This window comes from Sphingobium sp. FG58, assembly GCF_057809055.1.
Genome location: NZ_JBMDJF010000028.1, coordinates 1 through 21703 on the forward strand (window position 1 = coordinate 1; position 21703 = coordinate 21703).

The window sequence follows — 21703 nt, forward strand, 5'->3', positions numbered from 1 at the left end:
TTACCATGGAGACCTATTGATTCAGAGTTCGATCAATTATGCAACTGTAATGCTAAGTCAGGCCAACCCCATTGGTCGGCTGAGGTCCTGGTCACCGGACAGCCGCCCAACGTAACCCCCGGCACATCAACAGTCCCCACCGTGTCGGGGGTCACATCTTCGATCTAACGACCAGCATATGCGAAGCCCTCGTCCCCCCGGACGGGGGTTTCGTCGCGTTTACCGGGATAGAGGCCTTGGCTTTGGCTGTCCTGCGACCCATGATGGCGGCATGACCCATATCAACCGGCGCGCTATGATCGCCGCCACCGGCGCAGCGCTGATCCTTCCCCATAAGCTGATGGCGCAAGCGGCCAGCGAGCCTTTTTCGTGGGAACGACTGGTGGCGCGGGCGCAGCGATTGGCGCGCGCGCCTTTTGCCGAGACGCCGTTGCATCCCGGCGCGCAGGCGATTGACTATGATGCGCTGCATCAGGCGCGCTTTGCCGACGATCGCACCATCTGGGGCGATTTGCCCGGCGATACCGGGGTGCGGCTGTTCCCGCTCAGCCGGACGGCGGCGCAGCCGGTGCAGATCGCACTGGTCGACAAGGGCCGCGCCACGCCGCTGCGCTATGATCCGGCCATGTTCGACGCGCCGAGCAACAATCCGGTCAAGCAGCTGCCCCCCGACGCAGGCTTTGCGGGCTTCCGCATCATGAACGCGGCGCGCGATGGCGACTGGCTGTCTTTTCTGGGGGCGAGCTATTTCCGTGCGCCCAGCCCACAAAAACAGTTCGGCCTGTCGGCCCGCGCAATCGCTATCAATACCAGCATCGCGGGCAAGGAGGAATTTCCCCGCTTCACCCATTTCTGGCTTGAGCGGACGGGAACGAGCAGCGTCACCATCCATGCCCTGCTGGACGGCGCGTCGATCACCGGCGCGTTCCGCTTTGTCAGCAGCCTTGGAGCCGATGGCGTGCGGCAGGATGTGACTGCGGCACTCTTTCCCCGCCGCGCCATCCCCGAACTGGGACTGATGCCGATGACCAGCATGTTCTGGTACGATCAGGCCAATCGGCGGCAGGGAACCGACTGGCGACCGGAAATCCATGACAGCGACATGCTGTCGATCGCCAGCAAGGACGGCACTGTCCATGCCCGGCCGCTGGTCAACCCCTCCGTGCCGCAGGTCAGCGCCTTTGCCGAGCGCGACCCCAAAGGCTTTGGCCTGCTCCAGCGTGACCGGGATTTTGCCCATTATCAGGATGATGGCGTCTTTTACGACCGGCGACCATCGCTCTGGGCGACCCCTGCCCGGCCGCTGGGCGCGGGACAAATGCGGCTCTACAGCTTCCCGACCGACAGCGAATATACCGACAATGTCGCGGCTTACTGGACGCCCGACGCCGCGCCGGTGCCGGGGCGGCGGATCGACCTTGCCTATCGGCTGGACTGGTCGGCGGCGCAGAATCCGGCCGGGACCGCCCTTGCGACGGTCGCCAACGTCTGGCGCGGGCGCGGCGACAAGGGCGATGCGCAGCGGCTGGTGGTCGATTTTGCGGGTGTGCCGCAGGGGGTGCGGCCGGACGTCTGGACGGACTTGAGCGGAGGGACGCTGATCAAGGCGGCGGGTTATCCGGTGCTGGGGCAGCCGGGCCTGTTCCGCGCGGTTATCGACCTGGAGGCGAAATCGGGCGTTCCGACCGAGGTTCGGCTGCAACTGCGCGGCGACGGTCGCCTTTTGAGCGAATATGTGCATTATCCGATCGTGGGATGAAGGGAACCGCCAGCGTAACGAGCGGTTCTATCCCGTGGGTCAATCATAACCAGGTCTGGAAATAGGGTGACGGGAGGCGTGCTGACGGTGGATGCCGTCACCGGAGACAAGCCCATGCCACGGGCATTTGAGCAAGTGCCGGCGGAAACGCCGATCGCTATGCCGGTGCAGGATTTTGGCGGGCGTCCGCCGATGATCGCGCGGCGGCGATTCAATATCGACCTGTGGGCGCGCCGCCTGCTGGTCGTGTTGCTGGCGCTGCTGCCCGCCGCCATGGCCGCGCATGAGATGCGCCGGTCGATCGGGCTGGACGGGATTTCAGCGTGGGAGGGCGTCTATCTGGCGTTGTTCATCCCGCTCTTCGCCTGGATCGCTTTCGGTTTTGCCACCGCGCTGATCGGCTTCCTGCTGCTGACCGTGGGCAAGGGGCGCGCCGTCACGCCCCACGCCCTCACCCCCGCCACGGCTCTGGCGGGCAAGACTGCGATTTTACTGCCCGTCTGTAACGAGGATTTTCTGGGCGTCCTGGGTCGGCTGTCGATCATGGAGCGATCGCTGGCGCAGGTGATGGGGGGCGAGCGGTTCGAGTTTTTTATCCTGTCCGATTCCAATGCCGACAATGGCGAGACGGAGCGGCGCGCCTATCTGGAGATGCGCGAGTCCTTCTCTCGCCCGGTCCATTATCGCCGCCGCGCGCGCAATGTCGGGCGCAAGCCGGGCAATATCGCCGAATGGGTCGAGCGCTTTGGCGGTGGCTATGACTATATGGTCGTGCTGGACGCCGACAGCGTGATGAGCGGGCAGACGATGGCGAGACTGGCCGCCGACATGGAGCGGCATCCGCAGGTCGGGCTGATCCAGACCGTCCCCACCGTGGTGGGTGCTGCGACACTGTTTGCGCGCTGGCAGCAATTTGCCAGTCGATTGTTCGGACCGATTTCGGCGGCGGGGATGATCTGGTGGGCAGGCTCCGAAGGCATGTTCTGGGGCCATAACGCCATCGTTCGCGTCAAGGCCTTCGCGCAGAGTTGCGGCCTGCCCGAACTGCCCGGCCGCGCGCCCTTTGGCGGACATATCATGAGCCACGACATGATCGAGGCGGCGCTGCTGCGGCGGCGCGGCTGGGACGTGCATATGGTGAGCGCCGAGGATAGTTTCGAGGAATTTCCGCCCGCAATGCCCGACCTCTTCACCCGCGACCGGCGCTGGTGTCAGGGCAATATCCAGCATGTGCCCTTGTTCATCAAGATTGCCGGGCTGCATCCGGTCAGCCGCTTCCAGCTGCTGGTCGGGGCATCGGCCTATTGCACGTCGCCGCTGTGGCTGGCGCTGATGCTCGTCGTGCTGGGCGGGGCGCTGGCGGGCGTGTGGCCGCCAAGCGCGGTGCTGCCGTCGGGCGGGCTGCTGGCGGTGACCGCGACCTTGCTGTTCGGACCCAAGCTGCTGGCGATGGTCTGGGCGATGATCGATCCGGCGCGGCGGATCGGCTTTGGCGGCGCGGCGCGGATGACGCGCGGGGTGATCGCCGACATTGCGCTGTCGATCCTGATGGCGCCGGTGGCGATGCTGACCCAGACGATCAACCTGTTCGGTATCCTGATGGGGCGCAAGAGCAGTTGGAACGGGCAGACCCGCGACCGCGACGGCATGGGGCTGGGCAGCGCCATCTGGCTGTTCAAATGGCATATTTTGCTGGGGATTGGACTGACCGCGATGGCGGTGCAGGTGGGCGGGCTGGGCTGGATCACGCCGGTGGTGGCGGGATTGCTGCTGGCACCCGTGCTGGCGGCGCTGACCGCGCGCAAGGATCTGGGGCGGCGAGCTGAGCAGAGCGGGCTGTTCGTGGTCGCCGATCCATGGTGGCGCACGCAAAGCTATCGCCCGCTGCGGTTCCGCTGGCCGAGTGGCGATGAGCGGCGGATGGGGCCGTTTGCCGCGAATGATGAGTGAGGCGGGCTATACCAATATCCGTTCGGGCTGAGCGAAGTCGAAGCCTTCCACTGAGCGGAGCGAAGTGACCTCCCTACGGTCGGTCGAACCCTTCGACTTCGCTCAGGGCGAACGGAGGTAGTGTTGGGCGTTAATCCCAATCCCGCAGTTTCTCGCGCAGGCGGTCGAGCGCGGCTTTCTTGATCTGGCAGACCCGCGCGGCGCCGATGTCGAGCGTGTGGCCGATTTCCTCCAGATTGAGTTCCTCGACGAAATAAAGTTGCAGCACCAGCGCCTCGCGCTCCGGCAATTCGCTGATGCCGTTGGCGATCGCGGCCTTGAGGGATTCGCGTTCCAATATGTCGTCGGCGCGGTCCTCCACATCGGCGAACCACATCGACTGGTCGGAATAGACTTCGTCCATGCTGGTGTGCTGGACCATCTCCACACTGTCGGCGAGTTCGCGATAGGCGGACGGGTCCAGCCCCATGTCGGCGGACATTTCCGCTTCGGTCGGCAGGCGACCCAGCTGCTGTTCCAGCCGGTTGCGGACCTTGGCCAGATCCTTGCGCTTGGCCATGGCCGACCGGCAGATGGTTGCCTGCCGCCGCAGATGGTCGATCATCGCGCCGCGCACGCGCAGTTGCGCATAGGCGGCAAAGCCAAGGCCGCGATCCTCGAAACTGTTGGCGGCCTCGACCAGTGCGACCATGCCGATCTGGAGCAGATCCTCCACCTCGATCGCGGTGGAGACGCGGCCATGGACGTGCCAGGCGATCTTGCGCACCAGCGGCATATATTGGCGCGCCAGCCGTTCCGGGCTGTTGTCCCCCGGCTTGGCATAGGTGTGGGCGCCGGACGTGATCTTGTTCATGTACATCGGTCAGCCTCTCCTCAAGCGACCCGTTCGCGCTGCATCATGGGATCATGACGAGGCGCTGGATCGTGGCGCGGCGTGGGGCGTTGTTCGCCACCGACGACGGCGGCCACCTCCACGCCCTTGCCGTCGGGTATTTCCAGGAAGGACAGGACCGGCGTTTCGGGCAGATGCGGCTTGAACAGCCGCGCCATCGCCCGGCGCGCGACCGGCGAGGTGACGATGGCGAAATTGCGCGCCTGGCCCAGCAAGGGTCGGGCGGCCTGCACCACCGCTTCGACGATGCGGTTGGCGAGCGCGGGTTCGATCGGGTGGCGGGCGTCGCCAGCCACCCGCATGGCCTGCGCCAGCAAGGCTTCGAGATCGCCGTCCAAAGTGATGACAGGGAGCGGCATCTTGACCGGCACAAGACCCTGAATGATCAGCGCGCCGATGCGCTGGCGGACCGCTTCGACCAGTTGCTCATGGCTCATGTCCGGCCGCGCGGCGTCGACCATGGCTTCGCAGATGCGGCGGAAATCCTTGAGCGCGATGCCTTCGGACAGCAGTGCGCGGCAGAGCGCGCTGATCTGGGTCAGGCTGAGCGTGCCGGGCGTCAGGCCATCGACCAATTGGGGCGCGACGTCCTTCAGATTGTCGAGCAGCTTGCGCGCTTCATCGAGGCCGAACATTTCCGCAGCGTTCATCGCGATCAGCTGATTAAGATGCGTTGCCACGACCGTCGGCGGATCGACCACCGTATAGCCTGCGACCACCGCCTCGCTGCGTTTGGCTTGGGGAATCCAGACCGCGTCGAGGCCGAAGGTCGGGTCTTTCGCGGCGCGACCGGCGACCGCGCCTTCCAGCGCGCCGCTGTCGAGGGCGAGCAGATCTTCGGGCCAGATTTCATCTTCGCCTACGACGACGCCTGCGATGGTGATGCGATATTGATTGGGTTCGAGCGCCAGATTGTCCTTCACGCGGACCATCGGCACGACGAAGCCCAGTTCCTTGGACAGCTGGCGACGGATGCCGGTGATCCGCGCCATCAAAGGCGCGCCCTTGCGTTCGTCCACCAGGCTGATGAGGCCATAGCCGATTTCCAGGCCAAGCAGCGCGCCGTCCGACACATCGCCCCATTCGATCAGCGCCGGATTGGCGGGGGGTGGTGCGGGCGCGGGTTCGGCGGCCTTTTTCTGGCTGGCCTTGCGCAGGTTCCAGGCGATGAGCCAGGATATGGCAGCAGCAGGCAGCACGATCAGATGCGGCATACCGGGCAGCACGCCCATGAAGGTCAGGATCGCCGCGACCGGCACCCAGGCGCGGGCGGACCCGAACTGGCCCGCAATCTGGCCGGACAGATCATCCTCGCTCTTGACGCGGGTGACGATGGAGGCGGCGGCGATCGACAGCAGCAGCGCTGGCACCTGCGCCACCAGCGCGTCGCCGATGGCCAGAAGAATATAGGTTTCCGCCGCCTGCCCCATGGTCAGGCCATGGCTGACGACGCCCAATATGATGCCGCCGATGATGTTGATGACCAGGATCAGGATGCCCGCGACCGCGTCACCCTTCACGAATTTGCTGGCACCGTCCATCGAGCCGTAGAAATCCGCTTCGGTCGCGACTTCGGCGCGGCGCAGCTTGGCTTCTTCGGGCGTCATCAGGCCCGCGTTCAAATCGGCGTCGATCGCCATCTGCTTGCCGGGCAAGGCGTCCAGGGTGAAGCGGGCGCTGACTTCCGACACACGGCCCGCACCCTTGGTGATGACGACCAGGTTGATGATCATCAGGATGGCGAACACGAAAATGCCGACGACATAGTCGCCGCCAATCAGGAAATGGCCGAACGCCTCGATCACCTGCCCAGCCGAATCGGAGCCTTCATGCCCCTGCACCAGCACGACGCGGGTGGAGGCGACGTTGAGCGCAAGGCGCAGCAGGGTGGCGAACAGCAAAACGGTCGGGAAGGCGGAGAAATCGAGCGGCTTGGCGGCGTTCAATGCGACCATCAGCACGGCGAGCGAAATCATGATGTTGGTGATGAAGCCGATGTCGAGCATGATCGCCGGGACCGGCACCATCATGAACAGCACGACCATCAGTGTCGCGAAGGGCAGCACCGCCCCCTTGGCGGCGCTCATCCAGATCTTCGCTTTGATTTGGTTGGGAGTCATGAGGAGCCGTTACCTTCCGAGGGTGGCGAGCATGAGATAGGCGAGACGTGCGGTCTGCGGCTGGGGCCGGATGCCGACATCGACCTGTTGCGCGAGGCGCTGGGTTTCGATCCGCACATAGTCGGCGGGCTGAACCATCTTTGCACCGCTGGGGAGCGATGCGTTGGCATATCGGACGTCGCCGCCCAGGCTATCGACGCCCTTCTGCAATTTCGACGCGAAGCGATCGCGAATGTCGGCGAAGCTGCGGGCGTTACCCTGCCGATCGTAAAAGATCGAGCGGTTGGCGCGGGCGGCCGACGGGAAGAGCGAGGCCGCGGTGGCATCGGGCGCGCGGTCATGGACCGACAGAAATTTACTCGCGCCGCCGACGCCCAGAAAATGAGCGAGGTAGAGATCGACCGGCTCGGCTTCGCGACCAAGGCGCTTTTCAAGGAAAGCCTTGTTGTCGGCGGCATGTTCGGCCGCCATCACGGACGCGGTTTCGGGATGTTTGCGCAGGTCGAGGATTTGCTGGCGCAGTTCCGGGTCCGATACATAATAGCGGCCATTGCTGCCCTGGCTGATCGCGTCGGATGCCCAGCCCAGGCCATATTCGCTGCCATGCTGGTCGATGACCGCGAGCCAGCTCTGGTCGATGAACTGATACAGGCCCGTCGCGGACGATGTCGTCGCGCGGGCGGTGGGGTTCATGGCTGATTCGATTTTCGCCTGACCCAGCAGATAGGCGAAATCGACGCCCGTACGGCGGCTCGCCATGGCGATCGCGTTTGTGACGCGATTGCCTGTCGAAATCCCCGTTGCTGTAATGTCTGGCAAAGCCGACATTGGTTCATTGTCCCCACTGGTTCTGGGGAGCATTAGAGCAAGGCTTATGCCAAGATTTGGTTAATGCCGACGCAACTATTTGATTTTCTCTGATTGTGCGGGTGCCGATGGAGCAGGTTTTCGGAGGCGAGGAATGGAACACTGGCCATTTTGACTCGTCATGCTGAACTTGTTTCAGCATCCATCGTGCCTCAAAAACCGCCGCTCGTGACGAGAAATGGATCCTGAAACAAGTTCAGGATGACGTTGAGGACATACTGAAAAGTCATATGCCCGCTCAAAGGGAGGACCGTTAGAATGCGAACATCACCCAAACGAAAAACGGCGCCCATTTGGCGCCGTTTTTCGTTTGGGCAGGCACTGAATTTTTAGCGGCTGTAAGTCAGCGGTGCGTTGCGAGCGCCGTGGGCAGCGAGCATGGCCAGTCGTTGATTCGCATGGTCGGCGAGCAGGTTGACCCGGATGCGCGCGCTGTCGATCAGGGGAAGCATCGCGCTCAGTCGGGCGACGGTCTGGGCTTCGGAACGCCAGGCGCCGATGGCGCGCACGGCGGCGGCGCTATGACTTACCCGCTTGCTGGCGATTTCGATCGCGGCGGCATCACTGCCGTCCAGCACCTCGCGCAAATCCTGGAAGGCTTCGAACAGATCGTCCAGCGCAGCAAGGCCCAGCGACATGGGACTTATCCTTATCCGGCGACCGGCAGGTCGAGCGCCACCATACGCTCGGCAATGGCCGATGGGTTGACGGGGTAGTTGCCCGCCGCGATCGCAGCCTTGATGGCGGCGATGCGATCCATGTCGACCGGCGCGCCTTCCGCCGCCATGCGCGAAGCAGGGCTGGCCGACGATGCCGACGACGAAGCGGTGGTCGAGCCGGTGGCCGACGACGCGCGCGTCTTGCCCCCTTCGCGCAGGCGGTTCGCCTCTATGGCGGCGCTGATGCTCTGGCCGACTGACTTAATCATGGGTAAAATCCTTCATTCGTCCCTTAAACGCTATAACGGACAAGTTCAGAAATCCTTAAATCCGGGAATACGCACAAGCCCCATTTCCACGACCTGCGCAAAAATCGGTGCAGATTTCTTGTCCTCACGCACCCGGATGGTTTCGCCGACCGCGCCATCTTCGTCCGCGATCATCACGCGCGAGACGCTGAAGGCCGCATTTCCGGCCATGAGCTGTACCGGATCGCCGCGCTTGACGACATGCTCGGTCGGGACCGGGCGGGCGGCGGGGGTGAAGCGGTTGGCGGCGGCGGCGCGCGGGACTGGGCCGGACGCGGCGGCTGATGCGCCTGCGACCAGAGGTACGCGAATTCGCCAGCCCTGCGCGTCGCATTTGACGATCGCGGCACCGAAAACCGGGCCATCGATCGATGGCGTTGACGGGCAGGCTGCCAGCTTCAGGCGGCGATCGACCGGGGCGACCGGGCCGCCCGGTTCGCCCAGATTAGCGCCGACGGTCATCGCAACCAAACTGTCGATCCGGTCCAGATTCTCGAACTTCTGCTGCGCCAGTGCAGGCTGCACGGTTGCGATGGCGGCGGCGAGAAGCATCGGTTGGAAGCGAAACACGGTATGTCTCCTGAAAAAGACGGAGGGTCTTTACGGGGAGATCAGCAAGAGCCGTGCCAGTTTGCGCTATTATTGGGCTTTGGTGCGCGATGACTTTAACTTCGCCAATATCCGTTCGCCCTGAGTAGGGACTGAGCGAAGTCGAAGGCCCGTATCGAAGGGTGGCGTCCAAACGCAATCCTTCGATACGCCGCTTCGACTTCGCTCAGCGGCTACTCAGGACGAACGGGACTGGGTAACGTCAAGGCGTTTTAACCCCCGGCGCGATGCGGATGATCTGGCCCTGCCCGCCCTTGCCGTCGGCCTGATCGAGGCCGCGAATCAGTAGGCGGTCCTGCGCGATGCCGTCCAGCTTGAGCGCGCGGGCAACCGCGCCGATGCGGGCGGCGGCGAGATCCCAGTCGTCGAAACGCTGCTGCGCGCGGTCGCTGCCATGACTGCGAATCTCTACCCCGCCCGGCTCTTTTGCATATTGGCGGGCGATGACGGACAGGCGGGCGCGGCCCTGATCGCTTAGCAGCGCTTCGCCCGGCACGAACAGCTCGACCGCGCGAATTTCGATACCCGGCCGCATCACCCGGCCGCCAAATTGCTGCGCGACCTGGGCGAGCATGGCGTCGCGACGCGATCCGCTGGCCTGCAACAGCACGAAGAAGGCGAGCAGGAGCAGCAGCAGATCGGCGAAACTGACCGCCCAGCGGTTGCGCCGCGCGGTGGCAAGAGTGGAAGCGCTCATGCGACTTCGCGGATCGACGCCCGACGCAGCGGCGCATTTTCGCGCCGAGCGATGGCAAGCATCCGGGCGACGACCTCCTGCTGCCAGGCCAGTTCGCGTTCGGACAGGTCGGCCAGCCGCGCGGCAATGGGCGCGGCGATCATGTTGGCGATGATGACGCCGTAAAAGGTGGTGAGCAGCGCCAGCGCCATGGCAGGGCCAAGTGCTGCGGGATCGTCCATCGCTGCGAACATGCCAACCAGGCCGATGATCGTCCCGGCCATGCCCAGCGCAGGCGCAGCGTCGGCGACCGACAGCCAGACATTGCGCGCGCCGGCGTGGCGCTGCGCCCGGTCGGCCAGCGTCTGCGCCGCCCAAAGCTCGAACAGTTCGGTACGCTCGCTATTGGCGAGTTTGCGTGCGGCGTCGGTCAGGAAGGGATTGGCGGTCTTGACCCGGTCGGTACAGGACAGGCCGCGCAGCTGCGCCACCTGATCGATCTTGAGCATCGCTGCGCGGGCCGCATCGCGATCCCGCGTTGGATCGGCGGTCACCAGCGGCAGGAGCGCCGCGATCGCGCGACCGAGCGCGGCCGCGCCGTTCTGAAACAGCGCCACCGCCATGATGCCGACGACCATGGCCAATAATGTCAGCGGGTCGAACAGATGGCCCATCGTCGCGATCATGCAAATTCGTCCCTGTTTTTTGGCCCGTTTTTGGCCGTCACCGGACAGCGGCAAGGCGGTGCCGCCGACCGGCAATTTCTTGCCGCCCTTGCCGCCCATAGCCGCCAAAGCCCCGGATTACGGGGTTTTCCGCCCTGCCCCTGCGTCACCCACGCAAATTGGCACGGCTCTTGCGGATACACAGGCTGGATCGCCCGTATCGAACGCCATCAGGCATGAGAACGGCAGCGGTCGATCAACTTTTAGGCCTGGCAAAGGGCAAAAGGCATGTCGGTGGAAGAAAGTCTGTTCGGGATCCATGGAAAGGCGCTGGCGCTTCGTTCGCAGCGCCTGTCCCTGCTCGCGTCCAACATCGCCAATGCATCGACCCCCGGCTACAAGGCCCGCGACATTGATTTCGACGCGGCGCTGAAAAGCGCGACGTCGCAGGTGAGCGGCGGCGCAGCTGACGTGTCGAAGGCGGTCGATGACAGCATGGGCTATCGCGTCCCGCTCCAGCCCAGCCTGGACGGCAACACCGTCGAACTCAGCACCGAACAGACGCTGTTTGCGGAAAATGCCGTCAAATATCGCACGACCCTCTCTTTCCTTGAGGGCCGCATCAACACCATCAACCGCGCGCTGAAGGGTGAATGAGCATGAGTGGCTCCGGTCCCATGAACGTCTTTGATATTGCCGGTCGCGCCATGAGCGCGCAGCTGGTGCGTCTGAACGCCACGGCTTCCAATATGGCAAACGCCGGAAACGTCACCGGCAGCGCGGGCGAAGCCTATCGCGCGATCAAGCCGGTGTTCACGTCGGTCACCGACAGCCCCGGCGTATCGACGGTCAAGGTCGATAAGGTGGTCACCACCGATGCGCAGCCGACCAAGCGCCACGACCCCAACCATCCGCTGGCCGATGCCAATGGCGATGTGTGGGAAGCGGCGGTCGATAGCAATGCCGAGATGATCGACATGATCGAGACGGCGCGCATGTACCAGAACAATGTGCAGGTGCTGAACACCGCCAAATCCCTGATGCTCGAAACCATAAGGATCGGCAAATGACGACCTCTACCGTCACCGACAGCGCCGGGCTTTCGGTCTATAATCCGACCGCGAAGGTCGGCACCGGCAAGTCGGAAATGGGGCAGGAGGATTTCCTGCGCCTGCTCACCGCGCAGATGCAGACCCAGGACCCGTTCGAGCCGGTCGATAACGCGGAAATGGTGTCGCAGATGGCGACCATCACCAATTCGAGCGGCATCGCCGAAATGAACGCCAATCTGGCGTCGATCAAGGAACAGCTGTCGGGTACGCGCATTGGCGACGCGGCCAGCTGGATCGGCCGGTCGATGCTGGTGCAGAGCAATATCGCCGCGCCTGACGCCAGTGGCCTTTATGCCGGGCAGATCACCCTGCCCGCCGCGGTCGATGGCGCGTCGGTCGATCTGGTCGATGCCAGCGGCAATGTCGTCAAGTCGATCGATCTGGGATCACGGCCAGCGGGCGATGTCAGCTTCTACTGGGACGGCAAGGACGCCACGGGGGCGACGATCTCTACCGCCGCGCTTCAGGTCAAGGTCAATGGCGCGACCCCCAGCAAGGTCGCGACCTGGGCCACGATCGCCGCCGTCCAGTCCCCGGCGGACGGATCATCGTCCAAACTCATCACCGCGCTCGGCACCTACAGCCCGTCGGACGCGCTCAGCCTCAGCTAATTCACCCCTTTTCCAAGTTCCTTTTCACCCAAGGAGTTACGCCATGACTTTCTATGTTTCCCTGTCCGGCCTCAAAGGCGCGCAGGCCGACCTGTCGGCCATTTCCAACAATGTCGCCAACGTCAATTCGACCGCGTTCAAGAAGAGCAAGGCCCAGTTTGGCGACATTTTCGCCGCCGCGCCGATGCAGACCACGCATCAGGTCGCTGGCCAGGGCGTGCGCATTCAGGGCATCACCCAGCAGTTCACGCAAGGGACGATCGAAACCACCGACAAGACGCTGGACATGGCGATCACCGGCGAAGGCTTCTTCACCGTCAAGGCCGAAGATGGCACGATCAGCTATACCCGCAACGGCGCCTTCTCGGTCGATGACGATCGCTATGCGGTCGACACTACCGGCGCGCGCATTCAGGTGTTCGCGGTCGATCCCGACACCGGTGTGCCGACGACCGCCCCCACAGCCGCCAGCACCCCGGCCGACCTGGTCGACCTGCAGGTGCCGACCACCTATCAGGGGCAGGCCAATGGCCCGCAGCTGACCAGCGTGGGCGTGGCAAAGGACGGTCTGGTATCGGCCATTTATGCCGATGGCAGCACCGTCTATCTGGGTCAGGTCGCCATGGCATCGTTCAACAGCCTGGAAGGCTTGCGCCAGCAGGGCGACGCCCACTGGTCGTCCACCGTCGCGAGCGGCAGCCCGATCCTGGGCCTGGCCAATGAAGGCATGTTCGGCGCGGTCAACACCGGGTCGCTGGAACGCTCCAACGTCGACATCACCGACGAACTGGTGTCGCTGATTGCGGCGCAACGCAATTTCCAAGCGAACAGCAAGGCGATCGAGGCGGCCAACACGCTGACCACCACCATCGTCAACATTCGTACCTGATAGGTGAACCGCACCGGCCTACACCCCTGGGTGGAGGCTGGTGCAGCCTTCCAACGAACGTAGGAACTATCCATGGACCGGCTCGTCAATACGGCACTTACCGCGATGCGCGGCGCAATGGCCCGGCAGGCGTCGATCGCGAACAATCTCGCGAACGCCAATACGGTGGGCTTTCGCGCCGAAATCGCCAATGCCGAGACGCGCTGGATCAAGGGCGATACGTTCGACACCCGCGCACAGGCATCCGAACAGGTGATCGCCGCCGACATGGCGCAAGGCGCGGTCACCCAGACGGGCAATGCGCTCGACGTGGCCCTGAATGGCGATGCTCTGCTCGCCGTTCAGGGCGCCGACGGCAGCGAAGCCTATACGCGGCGCGGCGACCTGAAAATCAGCGACAGCGGCCTTTTGACCACCGGCGACGGCCTGCCCGTGCTGGGCGAAGGCGGCCCGATCACCCTGCCGCAGATGGACAGCGTGTCGATCGCGCAGGATGGCAGCATATGGGGCGTGCCGCAGGGCGGCGACGCGGCCAATCCGCAGCGGATCGATGCGCTGAAACTGGTCAATGCGGCCGGGTCCGGCATTGCCAAAAGCACCGACGGCCTGTTCCGCGAAGTCAATGGCGGCGCATTGCCGCAAGACCCGCTGGCGACCGTCACCAGCGGATCGATCGAAGGATCGAACGTCAACGCGACCAGCGCGCTCGTCCAGATGATCGAGGCGAGCCGCGCGTTTGAAACGCAGGTCAAGCTGATCGACACCGCCAAGCAGCTGGACGATGGCGGCGCATCGCTGATGCGGCTCGACAGTTAAACTGGCACGAACCTTGCTTTGATTGAGGCATCAGGCGTCCCTTCACGGCGACGCCTTACGGAGATGAGACGATGAGCAACGCCGCCCTTCATGTCGCCCGCACCGGCCTCGATGCGCAGAACACCAAGATGCGCGTGATCGCCAACAACCTGGCGAACGTCAACACCACCGGCTTCAAACGCGACCGCGCCGATTTCGAAACGCTCGCCTATCAGCAGATGATCGCGGCGGGTGCCAATTCGGACAGCGAAAACAAGTTCGCCACCGGCCTCAACCTTGGCTCCGGCGTGTCGCTCCAAGGCACCAGCAAGATCAACACGCAAGGCACGTTGACCGAAACCGGCAATGCGCTCGACATGGCGATCGAGGGATCGGGCTTCTTTCAGGTGCAGCGCCCGGACGGCTCCATCGCCTATACCCGCGCAGGCAATTTCAGCGTCACGGCCGAAGGCACGGTCGTCACCAGCGACGGCCTGCCATTGATCCCGCAAATCACCGTGCCGGAAGGCGCGACGTCGGTGACGGTCGGCAATGACGGCACCGTCTCCGCGACGCTCCAGGGCGAAGCGACGCCGACGCAGCTGGGCCAGATCGAGCTGGCGACCTTCATGAATGCGGCGGGGCTTTCGGCGATCGGCGGCAATCTGCTGGTCGAGAGCGCCGCCAGCGGCACGCCGCAGGTCGGCGTTGCCGGTCTGGAAGGACGCGGATCGATCCGGTCGGGCAGTCTGGAAACGTCGAACGTCAATGTCGTCGAGGAACTGGTCGACATGATCGAGACCCAGCGCGCCTATGAGGTCAACAGCAAGATGATCAAGGCCACCGACGAGATGCTCCAGTACGTCAACCAGAATATGTGATCGGACTGATGCGCACCATCCTCATCGCCTTCACCGCCACATCGCTGGTCGCTCTGGCCGCCGCCCCCGCTTATGCGGGCAAGAAGCGCGAGGCAGAGCGGGCGCTCTATGCGCCGACCGTCCTGGCGCAGCCGGTCGCGCCGCCATCCAACGGTTCGATCTTTCAGGCATCCATGGGCTATACTCCGCTGACCAGCGGCGCGCGCGCCACGGCGGTGGGCGACATCATCACCATCGTGCTGGTCGAACGGACGCAGGCGACCAAGAGCAACAGCGCCGATACCAGCCGCGACGGCAATCTGGGCCTGACCCCGCCATCGACCGGTGTCCTGTCCAAGCTGTTTTCGGCGAGCGACGTCGCCATGGGCGGCCAGAACGCCTTTACCGGCAAAGGCGGGGCGACCCAGTCCAACGCGCTGTCGGGTGAAATTACCGTGACGATCGCGGCGACCTACCCCAACGGCACCATGCTGGTGAAGGGGGAGAAGGCGCTGACGCTCAATCGCGGCGACGAGTTCATCCAGATCAGTGGCCTTGTCCGTCAGGCCGATATCGGCCCGGACAACCGCATCGCGTCGACCCGCGTGGCCGATGCCAAGATCATCTATACCGGCAAGGGCGAGATCGCCCGCGCCAGCAAACAGGGCTGGTTGCAGAGTTTCTTCTCAAAGATCAGCCCGTTTTGATGGAGCGTTTCCCAGCCATGATCCTTGCCCTGCATCCGATCCGCTTCCTGACGCTGCTGGCGCTGGCCGTGCTGGCGTCTTTCGCCGTTCCCGCACAGGCGGAGCGGGTCAAGGATCTGGGCACGTTCCAGGGCGTGCGCCCCAACCAGCTGACAGGCTATGGCATCGTCGTGGGTCTGGCCGGCACTGGCGACGACAGTCTGCAATATGCGACCGAGGGCATGAAGGGCGTCGTATCACGCTTTGGCCTGACGCTGCCGCAGGGGATCAATCCCGCGCTCAAAAATGCGGCGGCCGTGCTGGTCACCGCCGACCTGCCCGCTTTTTCCAAGCCCGGCCAGCGGCTGGACATCACCGTGTCGGCGCTGGGCAAGGCCAAGTCGCTGCGCGGCGGCACGCTGATCCTGACCCCGCTCCGCGGCGCGGACAATGAAATCTACGCCATGGCGCAGGGCAATCTGGCCGTGGGCGGCCTGGGCGTATCCGGCGCCGATGGCAGCCAGGTTTCGGTCAATATTCCCTCTGCCGGGCGCATCCCCGGCGGCGCGACGGTGGAGCGTGCGGTCGCGACCGGCTTCGATACCGCGCCGACGCTGACCTTCAACCTGGCCGAAGCGGACCTCACCACCGCGCTGCGCGTGGCGGACGGGATCAACCGTGCCTTTGGCGATCGCCGCGCGCGCGCCATGGACGCTGTATCGGTGACGATCGATGCCATTCCAGGGGCGGAGGACCGCATCCTGATGATGGGCATGATAGAGAATATCGAGATTTCGCCGGCCGATGCGCCCGCCAAGGTCATCGTCAATGCGCGCACCGGCACGGTCGTCATCAACGGCGCGGTGCGCATCCATCCCGCCGCCGTCGCGCATGGCAAATTGACCGTCAGCGTCAATGAAAGCTCGCGCATCGTCCAGCCCGCGCCATTCAGCCGGGGCGAGACGGCGCAGGAAGAGTCGAGCAACATCAGCATCGAAGAGCAGAAAAAACCTATGGTTAATTTTAAAGGTGGGGCGTCGCTGGCCGATATAGTCAAGGCGGTCAACGCCATCGGCGCCTCTCCTGCCGATATGGTCGCGATCCTTGAAGCCCTCAAACAAGCGGGCGCGATGAAAGCCGAATTGGTGGTATTGTGATGCAGGTTAGCTCGACATCCTCCGCGACCGCCACGTCCGGCGCAGCGCCCGCGAACAAGGCCAGTCTGGAAAAGACTGCGCAGCAGTTCGAGGCGATCTTCCTGCGCCAGATGATCGGCGCGATGCGATCGGCCAGCCTGGCCGAGGGCATTTCCGATTCCAGCGCGACCGAGCAATTTCAGTCGATGGCGGATTCCCGCACCGCCGATGCCATGGCGAGCGGTAACAGCATGGGGATCGCCCAGTTGCTGATCAAACAGTTCGGCGCGAAACCTGCCCCTGACGCACCCACTGGGACAAGCGCGCCATGAGCGACCTGTTCATCATCGGGGCGTCCGGCACGCGCGCTTATCGCACCGCGATGGCGGCGATTGGCGAGAATATCGCCAATGCCAGCACCGACGGCTATGCCCGCCGGTCAGTAACCACCGCCGAATCCGGCGCATCCACCGCCACCATGGCCATGTATGTGTCGAAGGGGAATTTCGGCGGCACGCAGGTGATGAGCATCAACCGCGGCACCGACCCCTATCTGGACGCGACGGTGCGGATGACCGGCATGGCGCTGGGCAGTTCGACCGCGCGGCTGCGCTGGCTGAGCGATGCTGAAAATGCGCTCAACGACACCGGCACCGGCATTGGCGCGCTGATGACCGGCATGTTCCAGAATATGGAGAAGCTGGCCGCCAGCCCGTCCGACACGTCCTTGCGGGTGACAACACTCGACAGCATCAGCCGCGTCGCGCAGGCCTTTACCCAGACGGCAGCGGATCTGGAGACGGTGTCAGAGGGTATCGCGACCGAGGCGGATGCGTCGGTCAGCACGATCAATCGTTCGCTCGAATCGCTGGCCGACATCAACAACAGCCTGTTGCGCGCGCAGCCTGGCACCTCTGCCTATGCGCAGTTGCTCGACAGCCGCGACGCCGCCTTGCAGGATCTGACCGAAAATCTGAACGTCACGATCAGCTTTGGCGCGCATGACAGTGCGCAGATCAGCTTTGACGGGCAGACGCTGGTGCAGGGCGATGTCGCCACCAGCCTGGCGGTAGCCAGCAATGCCGACGGCACACTGAACCTGACGCTGGCCGATGGCACCGCGCTGGCGACGCCGGCCAACGGCACGCTGGGCGGCCTGTTTTCCGCCGCCGATACGGTGGCCGACCGCCGCGCGAGCCTGGACACGATCGCCGAGAAATTCGTAACCGACATGAACGCCTGGCACGCGCAGGGCGTGACCGATGCCGGGGGTGCGGGCGCGCCCTTGCTGTCCTATGGCGGCGGCGCGGCCAGCGTTGCGGCGCTGATCACCGATCCGGCGGAGCTGGCCACCAAATCGGCCAACGGGACGCTCAACGGCAATCTGCTGACCGTCACATCCACCCTGCGCGGCAATGGCAGCGTCGAGCAGGACTGGACCGCGCTGATCGCCACGCATGGCAATCTGCTGGCGGGGACCAAGGCGGACAACAACACCGCGCAAAGCCGCAGCGACCAGGCGGTTGCCGCGCGCGAAGCAGTGAGCGGGGTCGATCTCGACATGGAAGCGGCCGACCTTCTGCGCATCCAGCAGGCCTATTCGGCCAGTGCCAAGATTTTGCAGGTCGCCAAGGAAACCGTCGATTCCATCCTTCAGATTCTCTGAGCCGCGAAAGGGCTGAGCCATGGTAGGTATCACCAACAAGATCATGCTCGCCGAAATCCGCCGGCAACAGCAATTGTCGCAGAATATCGTCGACGGGCAGACCGCCATTTCCACCGGCATCACGCTCAACAAGCCGTCGGACGACGCGCTTGCCTGGGTGCAAGTGTCCGATGTGGGCCGGGCGCAGGCGCAGCAGTCGGCGTGGCAGGCCAATATCAGCTATGGCAAGACCCGCGCCGCCAATGCCGAAGCCAATCTGGACGAGGTCAACAATCTGCTGACCCGCGCGCAGGAACTGGTGACGTCGGCGCGCAACGGATCATTGAACGACACCAGCCGCATCGCGATCTTCGAAGAAATGGCGACCATCCGCACGACGATCGGCGAATTGCTGAACCAGACCGACTATCAGGGCGTATCGGTGTTCGATGACCAGCAGAGCGTGCTGGTGCCGGTTAGCCGCGGCCTCAATCTGGCGGTCGTCGCGACCCGGCAGGACGTGTCCGAAGGGATCGACGTCAACGGCACGCCGATGTCGATCGACGGGATATTGGCCCAGAGCATCACCGCGCTGCAAAATGGCGATGATGCCGCCATTGGGGCGGGCCTGGATGCGATCAAGGTCGGGCAAAGCCATATCACGGTCGAACTGGCGCGACAGGGCGTGCGGAGCAACCGGCTGGATGTGGTCGGCGAGCGGCTGACCGACATCGACCTGGACCTCACCGAACGGCGCGCCGCGCTCGAATCGACGGACCTGACCGAAGTCATCTCCAACGTGAAGGCGCAGCTGATGCAGCTGGAGGCGGCACAATCCGCCTTTGCCCGGATCAACCAGCAGACTTTGTTCGACCTGATCAGCTGATCTGACGAAAATAAATCGTCGTCCTAAACCGGACGCTAACCAGTCCGTATTAACCACATGACAGGCGCCCCTGGTGGCGCCGCCGGGGCTTACCGCTTCCGGGTGCTTATATCGGGGATAGTTTCATGTTCGCTGCCATTGGACTGGTCGTCCTGCTTGTCATGGTGTTCGGCGGCTTTGCCTTCACCGGCGGCGATCTTGGCCCGGTGCTTCATGCCCTGCCCCATGAAATGCTGATCATCGGCGGCGCGGCCGTCGGCGCGCTCATCATCGGCAATAGCGGATCGGACCTCAAGGCGCTGGGCGGTGGCCTGGGCAAGGTGTTCAAGGGCGCCAAATATAAGAAGCAGGATTTTCTCGACTGCATCTTTCTGGTGTCCAAGCTCATGAAAACGCTGCGGGTCGAAGGACCGGTGGCGCTGGAGCCGCATATCGAGGACCCCTCGACCTCCACCATCTTCACCGAATATCCTAAGCTGATGAAGGACAAGGCGCTGGTCCACCTGATCAGCGATACACTGCGTCTGGTCGTCATCTCGTCCGGCACGCTCGATCCGCACGCGGTGGAAGAGGTGATGGACAACAGCCTCAAAACTCATCACCATGAAGCGATCAAGCCGGCGGACAATCTGCAAGGCCTGGCCGACGCGCTGCCCGCGCTCGGCATCGTTGCGGCGGTGCTGGGCGTGGTCAAGACGATGGGGTCGATCGACCAGCCGCCCGCGATTTTGGGTGCGATGATCGGTTCAGCGCTGGTCGGCACCTTCCTGGGCATCCTGCTCGCCTATGGCATGGTCAATCCCTTCGCCAACCGCTGCCGGTCCGTGATCGAGGCGGACGGGGCGATCTATCATGTCGTCAAGCAGATCATCGTCGCCTCGCTCCACGGTCACCCGCAGCCGCTGGTGATCGAGGCGGCCCGTTCCGGCCTGACCCACGCCAACCAGCCCGGCTTTGCCGAAGTGTTCGACGGTATGCGGGGCAAATAAGCCATGGCGGAAAAAAAGCGCGGCGCGAACGAGCCGGAACCCCGGCCGATCATCGTCAAGAAGATCATCGTCGAAGGCCATGGCGGCCATCATGGCGGCGCATGGAAAGTCGCCTATGCCGACTTCGTGACGGCGATGATGGCGTTTTTCCTGCTCATGTGGCTGCTGGGCGCGACCACCGAAAAGCAGCGCAAGGGGCTGGCCGACTATTTCACGCCCACTTTGGTGCAGACCAAGGAAAATTCGGCCGGGTCGAATGGCATGTTCGGCGGCGACAGCATGATGGCGAAGGAAAATTATCCGACGACCGGTGGTCAGGGCAGTCTGGCCATTACCATTCCGCGCGATGCCAGCGGCACGAAGGACCAGGGCGGCAAGGCGATGAAAGCCGCCGACCGGCAGAAATTTGAATCGATCAAGAAGGATCTGGAAGCGCGCATGGCGCGGCAGAAGGGGATGGCGAAGCTGCGCAAGAATGTGCGCTTCACCGAAACCCGCGAAGGGCTGCGCATCGACCTGATCGACGAGGCGGATTTCGCGATGTTCGCGATGGGCACCGACCGGCTGGTGCCGCAGGCCCGCGCGCTGATCAGCGAAGTCGCGTCCGTCCTGCAAACCATGCCCAACCCGCTGATCGTACGCGGCCATACCGACGGCCTGCCCTATGCGTCGGGCCGGACCATGAACAACTGGCTGCTGTCATCGACGCGCGCTGAATCGACGCGCAAGGCGCTGGCCGACAGCGGCATCGGCAATGCCCGCTTCGCCCGGATCGAAGGGGTCGCCGACCGCGAACCCTTCATCAAGAACGACGCCTATGATCCGCGCAACCGGCGCATGTCGATCATCCTGGGCTGGACCCGCGGTGGCAACAGCGCTGATGACGAGGATATGGACGCGGAAACCAAGGCCGCGATCAAGGAACGCGACGACCCGGCCCGCGTGGCGAAAAAGGCGGCACAGAGCCTGGACATGGGCGGCACCGGCCTGCCCGGCGGCGCCGCGCTGCTGAACCCGACAGCGCCTGGGACTTCGAACAAGCCGGGGAAGCATTGAGTAGGGCGGGGTAGCGAGAGGGATAGTGGGGCCTGTCCGGTCAAAGATCACGGCGCGGTGAAGCTGACGCTCAGTCTACGCACAAGCCAATCCCCGCCTTCCCTTTTACGACGGCGGTCCTGCAACCGAAGGAAAAGTCTGTTGGTGCACACACACCCACTACTTTCGCGCCCGCTTTGGGCCGTTTAAAACCCGCCTGACTTTCGTCGAGGAAACACCCAGCCTTGCATTGCGTCCCGTCGGTGCAAGATTTTCCAGCATCCAGCGTAGGGCGCACACAACCTTGGTTTCCTGATAACCCCATAACGGCCAGTTTTCCGCCGCTCGCCAGACACTGCCGTTGAGCCTCCACACTCAGTTTTTGGCTCTGTTGGGCGAACGCAGTGGTGCAAGCGGCTACCAACGATAAAGACAAGTAACTGCGAGCGATGAATGTCTGCATCAGAGCAGCATGGCAGGACGTCATCACGTCTGCAAATGTGAAGGGTTTCGGGCGCTTGCGTACGAAAGCCTCCAGTGCAGGAACCCGCGGG

23 protein-coding genes and 1 pseudogene are annotated in these 21703 nt (G+C 63.8%); 15 read left to right on the forward strand and 9 right to left on the reverse strand.

What is annotated here, in order from left to right; all coding sequences use genetic code 11:
• The first annotated feature begins 271 nt into the window (after nt 1–271).
• Together ACODR8_RS18655 and mdoH are read left to right on the forward strand one after the other, a co-directional pair.
• Nucleotides 272–1759 (forward strand): OpgD/OpgG family glucan biosynthesis protein, encoded by a 1488-nt coding sequence (locus tag ACODR8_RS18655; RefSeq protein WP_489008646.1) that lies wholly within the window; start codon nt 272–274, stop codon nt 1757–1759.
• A gap of 114 nt (nt 1760–1873) precedes the next feature.
• Nucleotides 1874–3709 carry a glucans biosynthesis glucosyltransferase MdoH gene (gene mdoH / locus ACODR8_RS18660; RefSeq protein ID WP_489008647.1) on the forward strand — a complete coding sequence of 612 codons (1836 nt, stop codon included), beginning with the start codon at nt 1874–1876 and terminating at the stop codon, nt 3707–3709.
• Between the two features lie 130 nt (nt 3710–3839).
• Here mdoH and ACODR8_RS18665 read toward each other — a convergent pair whose 3' ends face one another.
• The 8 genes from ACODR8_RS18665 to ACODR8_RS18700 all read right to left on the reverse strand — a co-directional run bounded on the left by ACODR8_RS18665 (nt 3840) and on the right by ACODR8_RS18700 (nt 10526).
• Nucleotides 3840–4568 (reverse strand): sigma-70 family RNA polymerase sigma factor, encoded by a 729-nt coding sequence (locus ACODR8_RS18665; RefSeq protein ID WP_489008648.1) that lies wholly within the window; start codon nt 4566–4568, stop codon nt 3840–3842.
• Nucleotides 4569–4582: 14 nt separating this feature from the next.
• The gene (gene flhA / locus ACODR8_RS18670) at nt 4583–6721 is read right to left on the reverse strand and encodes a flagellar biosynthesis protein FlhA (RefSeq protein ID WP_489008649.1); all 2139 of its coding nucleotides are present in this window, start codon (nt 6719–6721) and stop codon (nt 4583–4585) included.
• Between the two features lie 9 nt (nt 6722–6730).
• On the reverse strand, nt 6731–7549 hold the full coding sequence (locus ACODR8_RS18675) for a lytic transglycosylase domain-containing protein (RefSeq protein WP_489008650.1): 819 nt from the start codon (nt 7547–7549) through the stop codon (nt 6731–6733).
• 368 nt (nt 7550–7917) lie between these two features.
• The gene (locus tag ACODR8_RS18680) at nt 7918–8226 is read right to left on the reverse strand and encodes a hypothetical protein (RefSeq protein ID WP_489008651.1); all 309 of its coding nucleotides are present in this window, start codon (nt 8224–8226) and stop codon (nt 7918–7920) included.
• Nucleotides 8227–8237: 11 nt separating this feature from the next.
• Complete coding sequence (gene flgM / locus ACODR8_RS18685) at nt 8238–8516, reverse strand: flagellar biosynthesis anti-sigma factor FlgM (RefSeq protein WP_489008652.1); 279 nt, start codon at nt 8514–8516, stop codon at nt 8238–8240.
• 45 nt (nt 8517–8561) lie between these two features.
• Nucleotides 8562–9107, reverse strand: a complete 546-nt coding sequence (locus ACODR8_RS18690) for a flagella basal body P-ring formation protein FlgA (RefSeq protein ID WP_489008662.1) — start codon at nt 9105–9107, stop codon at nt 8562–8564.
• Nucleotides 9108–9366: 259 nt separating this feature from the next.
• On the reverse strand, nt 9367–9861 hold the full coding sequence (locus ACODR8_RS18695) for a flagellar motor protein MotB (RefSeq protein WP_489008653.1): 495 nt from the start codon (nt 9859–9861) through the stop codon (nt 9367–9369).
• The gene (locus ACODR8_RS18700) at nt 9858–10526 is read right to left on the reverse strand and encodes a motility protein A (protein ID WP_489008663.1); all 669 of its coding nucleotides are present in this window, start codon (nt 10524–10526) and stop codon (nt 9858–9860) included. The genes ACODR8_RS18695 and ACODR8_RS18700 overlap by 4 nt, the downstream gene beginning before the upstream one ends.
• 267 nt (nt 10527–10793) lie before the next feature.
• Here ACODR8_RS18700 and flgB point away from each other — a divergent pair, with 267 nt between their 5' ends.
• The 13 genes from flgB to ACODR8_RS18765 all read left to right on the forward strand — a co-directional run bounded on the left by flgB (nt 10794) and on the right by ACODR8_RS18765 (nt 21170).
• Nucleotides 10794–11162 carry a flagellar basal body rod protein FlgB gene (gene flgB / locus ACODR8_RS18705; protein WP_217675497.1) on the forward strand — a complete coding sequence of 123 codons (369 nt, stop codon included), beginning with the start codon at nt 10794–10796 and terminating at the stop codon, nt 11160–11162.
• 20 nt (nt 11163–11182) lie between these two features.
• Nucleotides 11183–11575 carry a flagellar basal body rod protein FlgC gene (gene flgC, locus ACODR8_RS18710; RefSeq protein WP_489008654.1) on the forward strand — a complete coding sequence of 131 codons (393 nt, stop codon included), beginning with the start codon at nt 11183–11185 and terminating at the stop codon, nt 11573–11575.
• Nucleotides 11572–12228, forward strand: a complete 657-nt coding sequence (locus ACODR8_RS18715; protein WP_489008655.1) for a flagellar hook assembly protein FlgD — start codon at nt 11572–11574, stop codon at nt 12226–12228. Before flgC ends, ACODR8_RS18715 begins: the two co-directional genes overlap by 4 nt.
• Before the next feature lie 43 nt (nt 12229–12271).
• Nucleotides 12272–13117 (forward strand): flagellar hook-basal body complex protein, encoded by an 846-nt coding sequence (locus ACODR8_RS18720; protein WP_489008656.1) that lies wholly within the window; start codon nt 12272–12274, stop codon nt 13115–13117.
• A 72-nt stretch (nt 13118–13189) separates the two neighbouring features.
• The gene (locus ACODR8_RS18725) at nt 13190–13933 is read left to right on the forward strand and encodes a flagellar basal body rod protein FlgF (RefSeq protein WP_294137755.1); all 744 of its coding nucleotides are present in this window, start codon (nt 13190–13192) and stop codon (nt 13931–13933) included.
• Between the two features lie 71 nt (nt 13934–14004).
• Complete coding sequence (gene flgG / locus ACODR8_RS18730) at nt 14005–14793, forward strand: flagellar basal-body rod protein FlgG (protein ID WP_017182998.1); 789 nt, start codon at nt 14005–14007, stop codon at nt 14791–14793.
• A gap of 8 nt (nt 14794–14801) precedes the next feature.
• Nucleotides 14802–15479, forward strand: coding sequence for a flagellar basal body L-ring protein FlgH (locus ACODR8_RS18735; RefSeq protein WP_294137760.1), 678 nt, complete (start codon nt 14802–14804; stop codon nt 15477–15479).
• A 17-nt stretch (nt 15480–15496) separates the two neighbouring features.
• The gene (locus ACODR8_RS18740) at nt 15497–16615 is read left to right on the forward strand and encodes a flagellar basal body P-ring protein FlgI (protein ID WP_489008657.1); all 1119 of its coding nucleotides are present in this window, start codon (nt 15497–15499) and stop codon (nt 16613–16615) included.
• Nucleotides 16615–16926 (forward strand): rod-binding protein, encoded by a 312-nt coding sequence (locus ACODR8_RS18745; protein ID WP_489008658.1) that lies wholly within the window; start codon nt 16615–16617, stop codon nt 16924–16926. Before ACODR8_RS18740 ends, ACODR8_RS18745 begins: the two co-directional genes overlap by 1 nt.
• Nucleotides 16923–18260, forward strand: coding sequence for a flagellar hook-associated protein FlgK (flgK, locus tag ACODR8_RS18750; protein ID WP_489008659.1), 1338 nt, complete (start codon nt 16923–16925; stop codon nt 18258–18260). The genes ACODR8_RS18745 and flgK overlap by 4 nt, the downstream gene beginning before the upstream one ends.
• Before the next feature lie 19 nt (nt 18261–18279).
• Nucleotides 18280–19125: a flagellin gene (locus tag ACODR8_RS18755; protein ID WP_489008660.1), complete on the forward strand. Its 846-nt coding sequence runs from the start codon at nt 18280–18282 to the stop codon at nt 19123–19125.
• Nucleotides 19126–19250: 125 nt separating this feature from the next.
• Entirely contained in the window at nt 19251–20114 is an 864-nt protein-coding gene (gene motA, locus ACODR8_RS18760) for a flagellar motor stator protein MotA (protein WP_217675505.1), read from the forward strand.
• Between the two features lie 3 nt (nt 20115–20117).
• Nucleotides 20118–21170, forward strand: coding sequence for a flagellar motor protein MotB (locus tag ACODR8_RS18765; RefSeq protein WP_489008661.1), 1053 nt, complete (start codon nt 20118–20120; stop codon nt 21168–21170).
• Nucleotides 21171–21240: 70 nt separating this feature from the next.
• Here the strand turns inward: ACODR8_RS18765 and ACODR8_RS18770 are convergent.
• A pseudogene (locus ACODR8_RS18770) lies at nt 21241–21703 on the reverse strand (hypothetical protein); the annotation flags it as partial.

Excerpts from the sequence above, each read along its gene's own strand:
- ACODR8_RS18675 (WP_489008650.1), bottom strand. The coding sequence starts at position 7,549 with ATGTCGGCTTTGCCAGACATTACAGCAACGGGGATTTCGACAGGCAAT.
- flgB (WP_217675497.1), top strand. The coding sequence starts at position 10,794 with ATGTCGGTGGAAGAAAGTCTGTTCGGGATCCATGGAAAGGCGCTGGCG.
- ACODR8_RS18680 (WP_489008651.1), bottom strand. The coding sequence starts at position 8,226 with ATGTCGCTGGGCCTTGCTGCGCTGGACGATCTGTTCGAAGCCTTCCAG.
- mdoH (WP_489008647.1), top strand. The coding sequence starts at position 1,874 with ATGCCACGGGCATTTGAGCAAGTGCCGGCGGAAACGCCGATCGCTATG.
- ACODR8_RS18690 (WP_489008662.1), bottom strand. The coding sequence starts at position 9,107 with ATGCTTCTCGCCGCCGCCATCGCAACCGTGCAGCCTGCACTGGCGCAG.
- flgG (WP_017182998.1), top strand. The coding sequence starts at position 14,005 with ATGAGCAACGCCGCCCTTCATGTCGCCCGCACCGGCCTCGATGCGCAG.
- ACODR8_RS18735 (WP_294137760.1), top strand. The coding sequence starts at position 14,802 with ATGCGCACCATCCTCATCGCCTTCACCGCCACATCGCTGGTCGCTCTG.
- ACODR8_RS18745 (WP_489008658.1), top strand. The coding sequence starts at position 16,615 with ATGCAGGTTAGCTCGACATCCTCCGCGACCGCCACGTCCGGCGCAGCG.
- ACODR8_RS18695 (WP_489008653.1), bottom strand. The coding sequence starts at position 9,861 with ATGAGCGCTTCCACTCTTGCCACCGCGCGGCGCAACCGCTGGGCGGTC.
- ACODR8_RS18725 (WP_294137755.1), top strand. The coding sequence starts at position 13,190 with ATGGACCGGCTCGTCAATACGGCACTTACCGCGATGCGCGGCGCAATG.
- ACODR8_RS18715 (WP_489008655.1), top strand. The coding sequence starts at position 11,572 with ATGACGACCTCTACCGTCACCGACAGCGCCGGGCTTTCGGTCTATAAT.
- ACODR8_RS18720 (WP_489008656.1), top strand. The coding sequence starts at position 12,272 with ATGACTTTCTATGTTTCCCTGTCCGGCCTCAAAGGCGCGCAGGCCGAC.
- ACODR8_RS18755 (WP_489008660.1), top strand. The coding sequence starts at position 18,280 with ATGGTAGGTATCACCAACAAGATCATGCTCGCCGAAATCCGCCGGCAA.
- flgC (WP_489008654.1), top strand. The coding sequence starts at position 11,183 with ATGAACGTCTTTGATATTGCCGGTCGCGCCATGAGCGCGCAGCTGGTG.
- ACODR8_RS18765 (WP_489008661.1), top strand. The coding sequence starts at position 20,118 with ATGGCGGAAAAAAAGCGCGGCGCGAACGAGCCGGAACCCCGGCCGATC.
- ACODR8_RS18665 (WP_489008648.1), bottom strand. The coding sequence starts at position 4,568 with ATGTACATGAACAAGATCACGTCCGGCGCCCACACCTATGCCAAGCCG.
- ACODR8_RS18700 (WP_489008663.1), bottom strand. The coding sequence starts at position 10,526 with ATGATCGCGACGATGGGCCATCTGTTCGACCCGCTGACATTATTGGCC.
- flgK (WP_489008659.1), top strand. The coding sequence starts at position 16,923 with ATGAGCGACCTGTTCATCATCGGGGCGTCCGGCACGCGCGCTTATCGC.
- flhA (WP_489008649.1), bottom strand. The coding sequence starts at position 6,721 with ATGACTCCCAACCAAATCAAAGCGAAGATCTGGATGAGCGCCGCCAAG.
- flgM (WP_489008652.1), bottom strand. The coding sequence starts at position 8,516 with ATGATTAAGTCAGTCGGCCAGAGCATCAGCGCCGCCATAGAGGCGAAC.
- ACODR8_RS18655 (WP_489008646.1), top strand. The coding sequence starts at position 272 with ATGACCCATATCAACCGGCGCGCTATGATCGCCGCCACCGGCGCAGCG.
- motA (WP_217675505.1), top strand. The coding sequence starts at position 19,251 with ATGTTCGCTGCCATTGGACTGGTCGTCCTGCTTGTCATGGTGTTCGGC.
- ACODR8_RS18740 (WP_489008657.1), top strand. The coding sequence starts at position 15,497 with ATGATCCTTGCCCTGCATCCGATCCGCTTCCTGACGCTGCTGGCGCTG.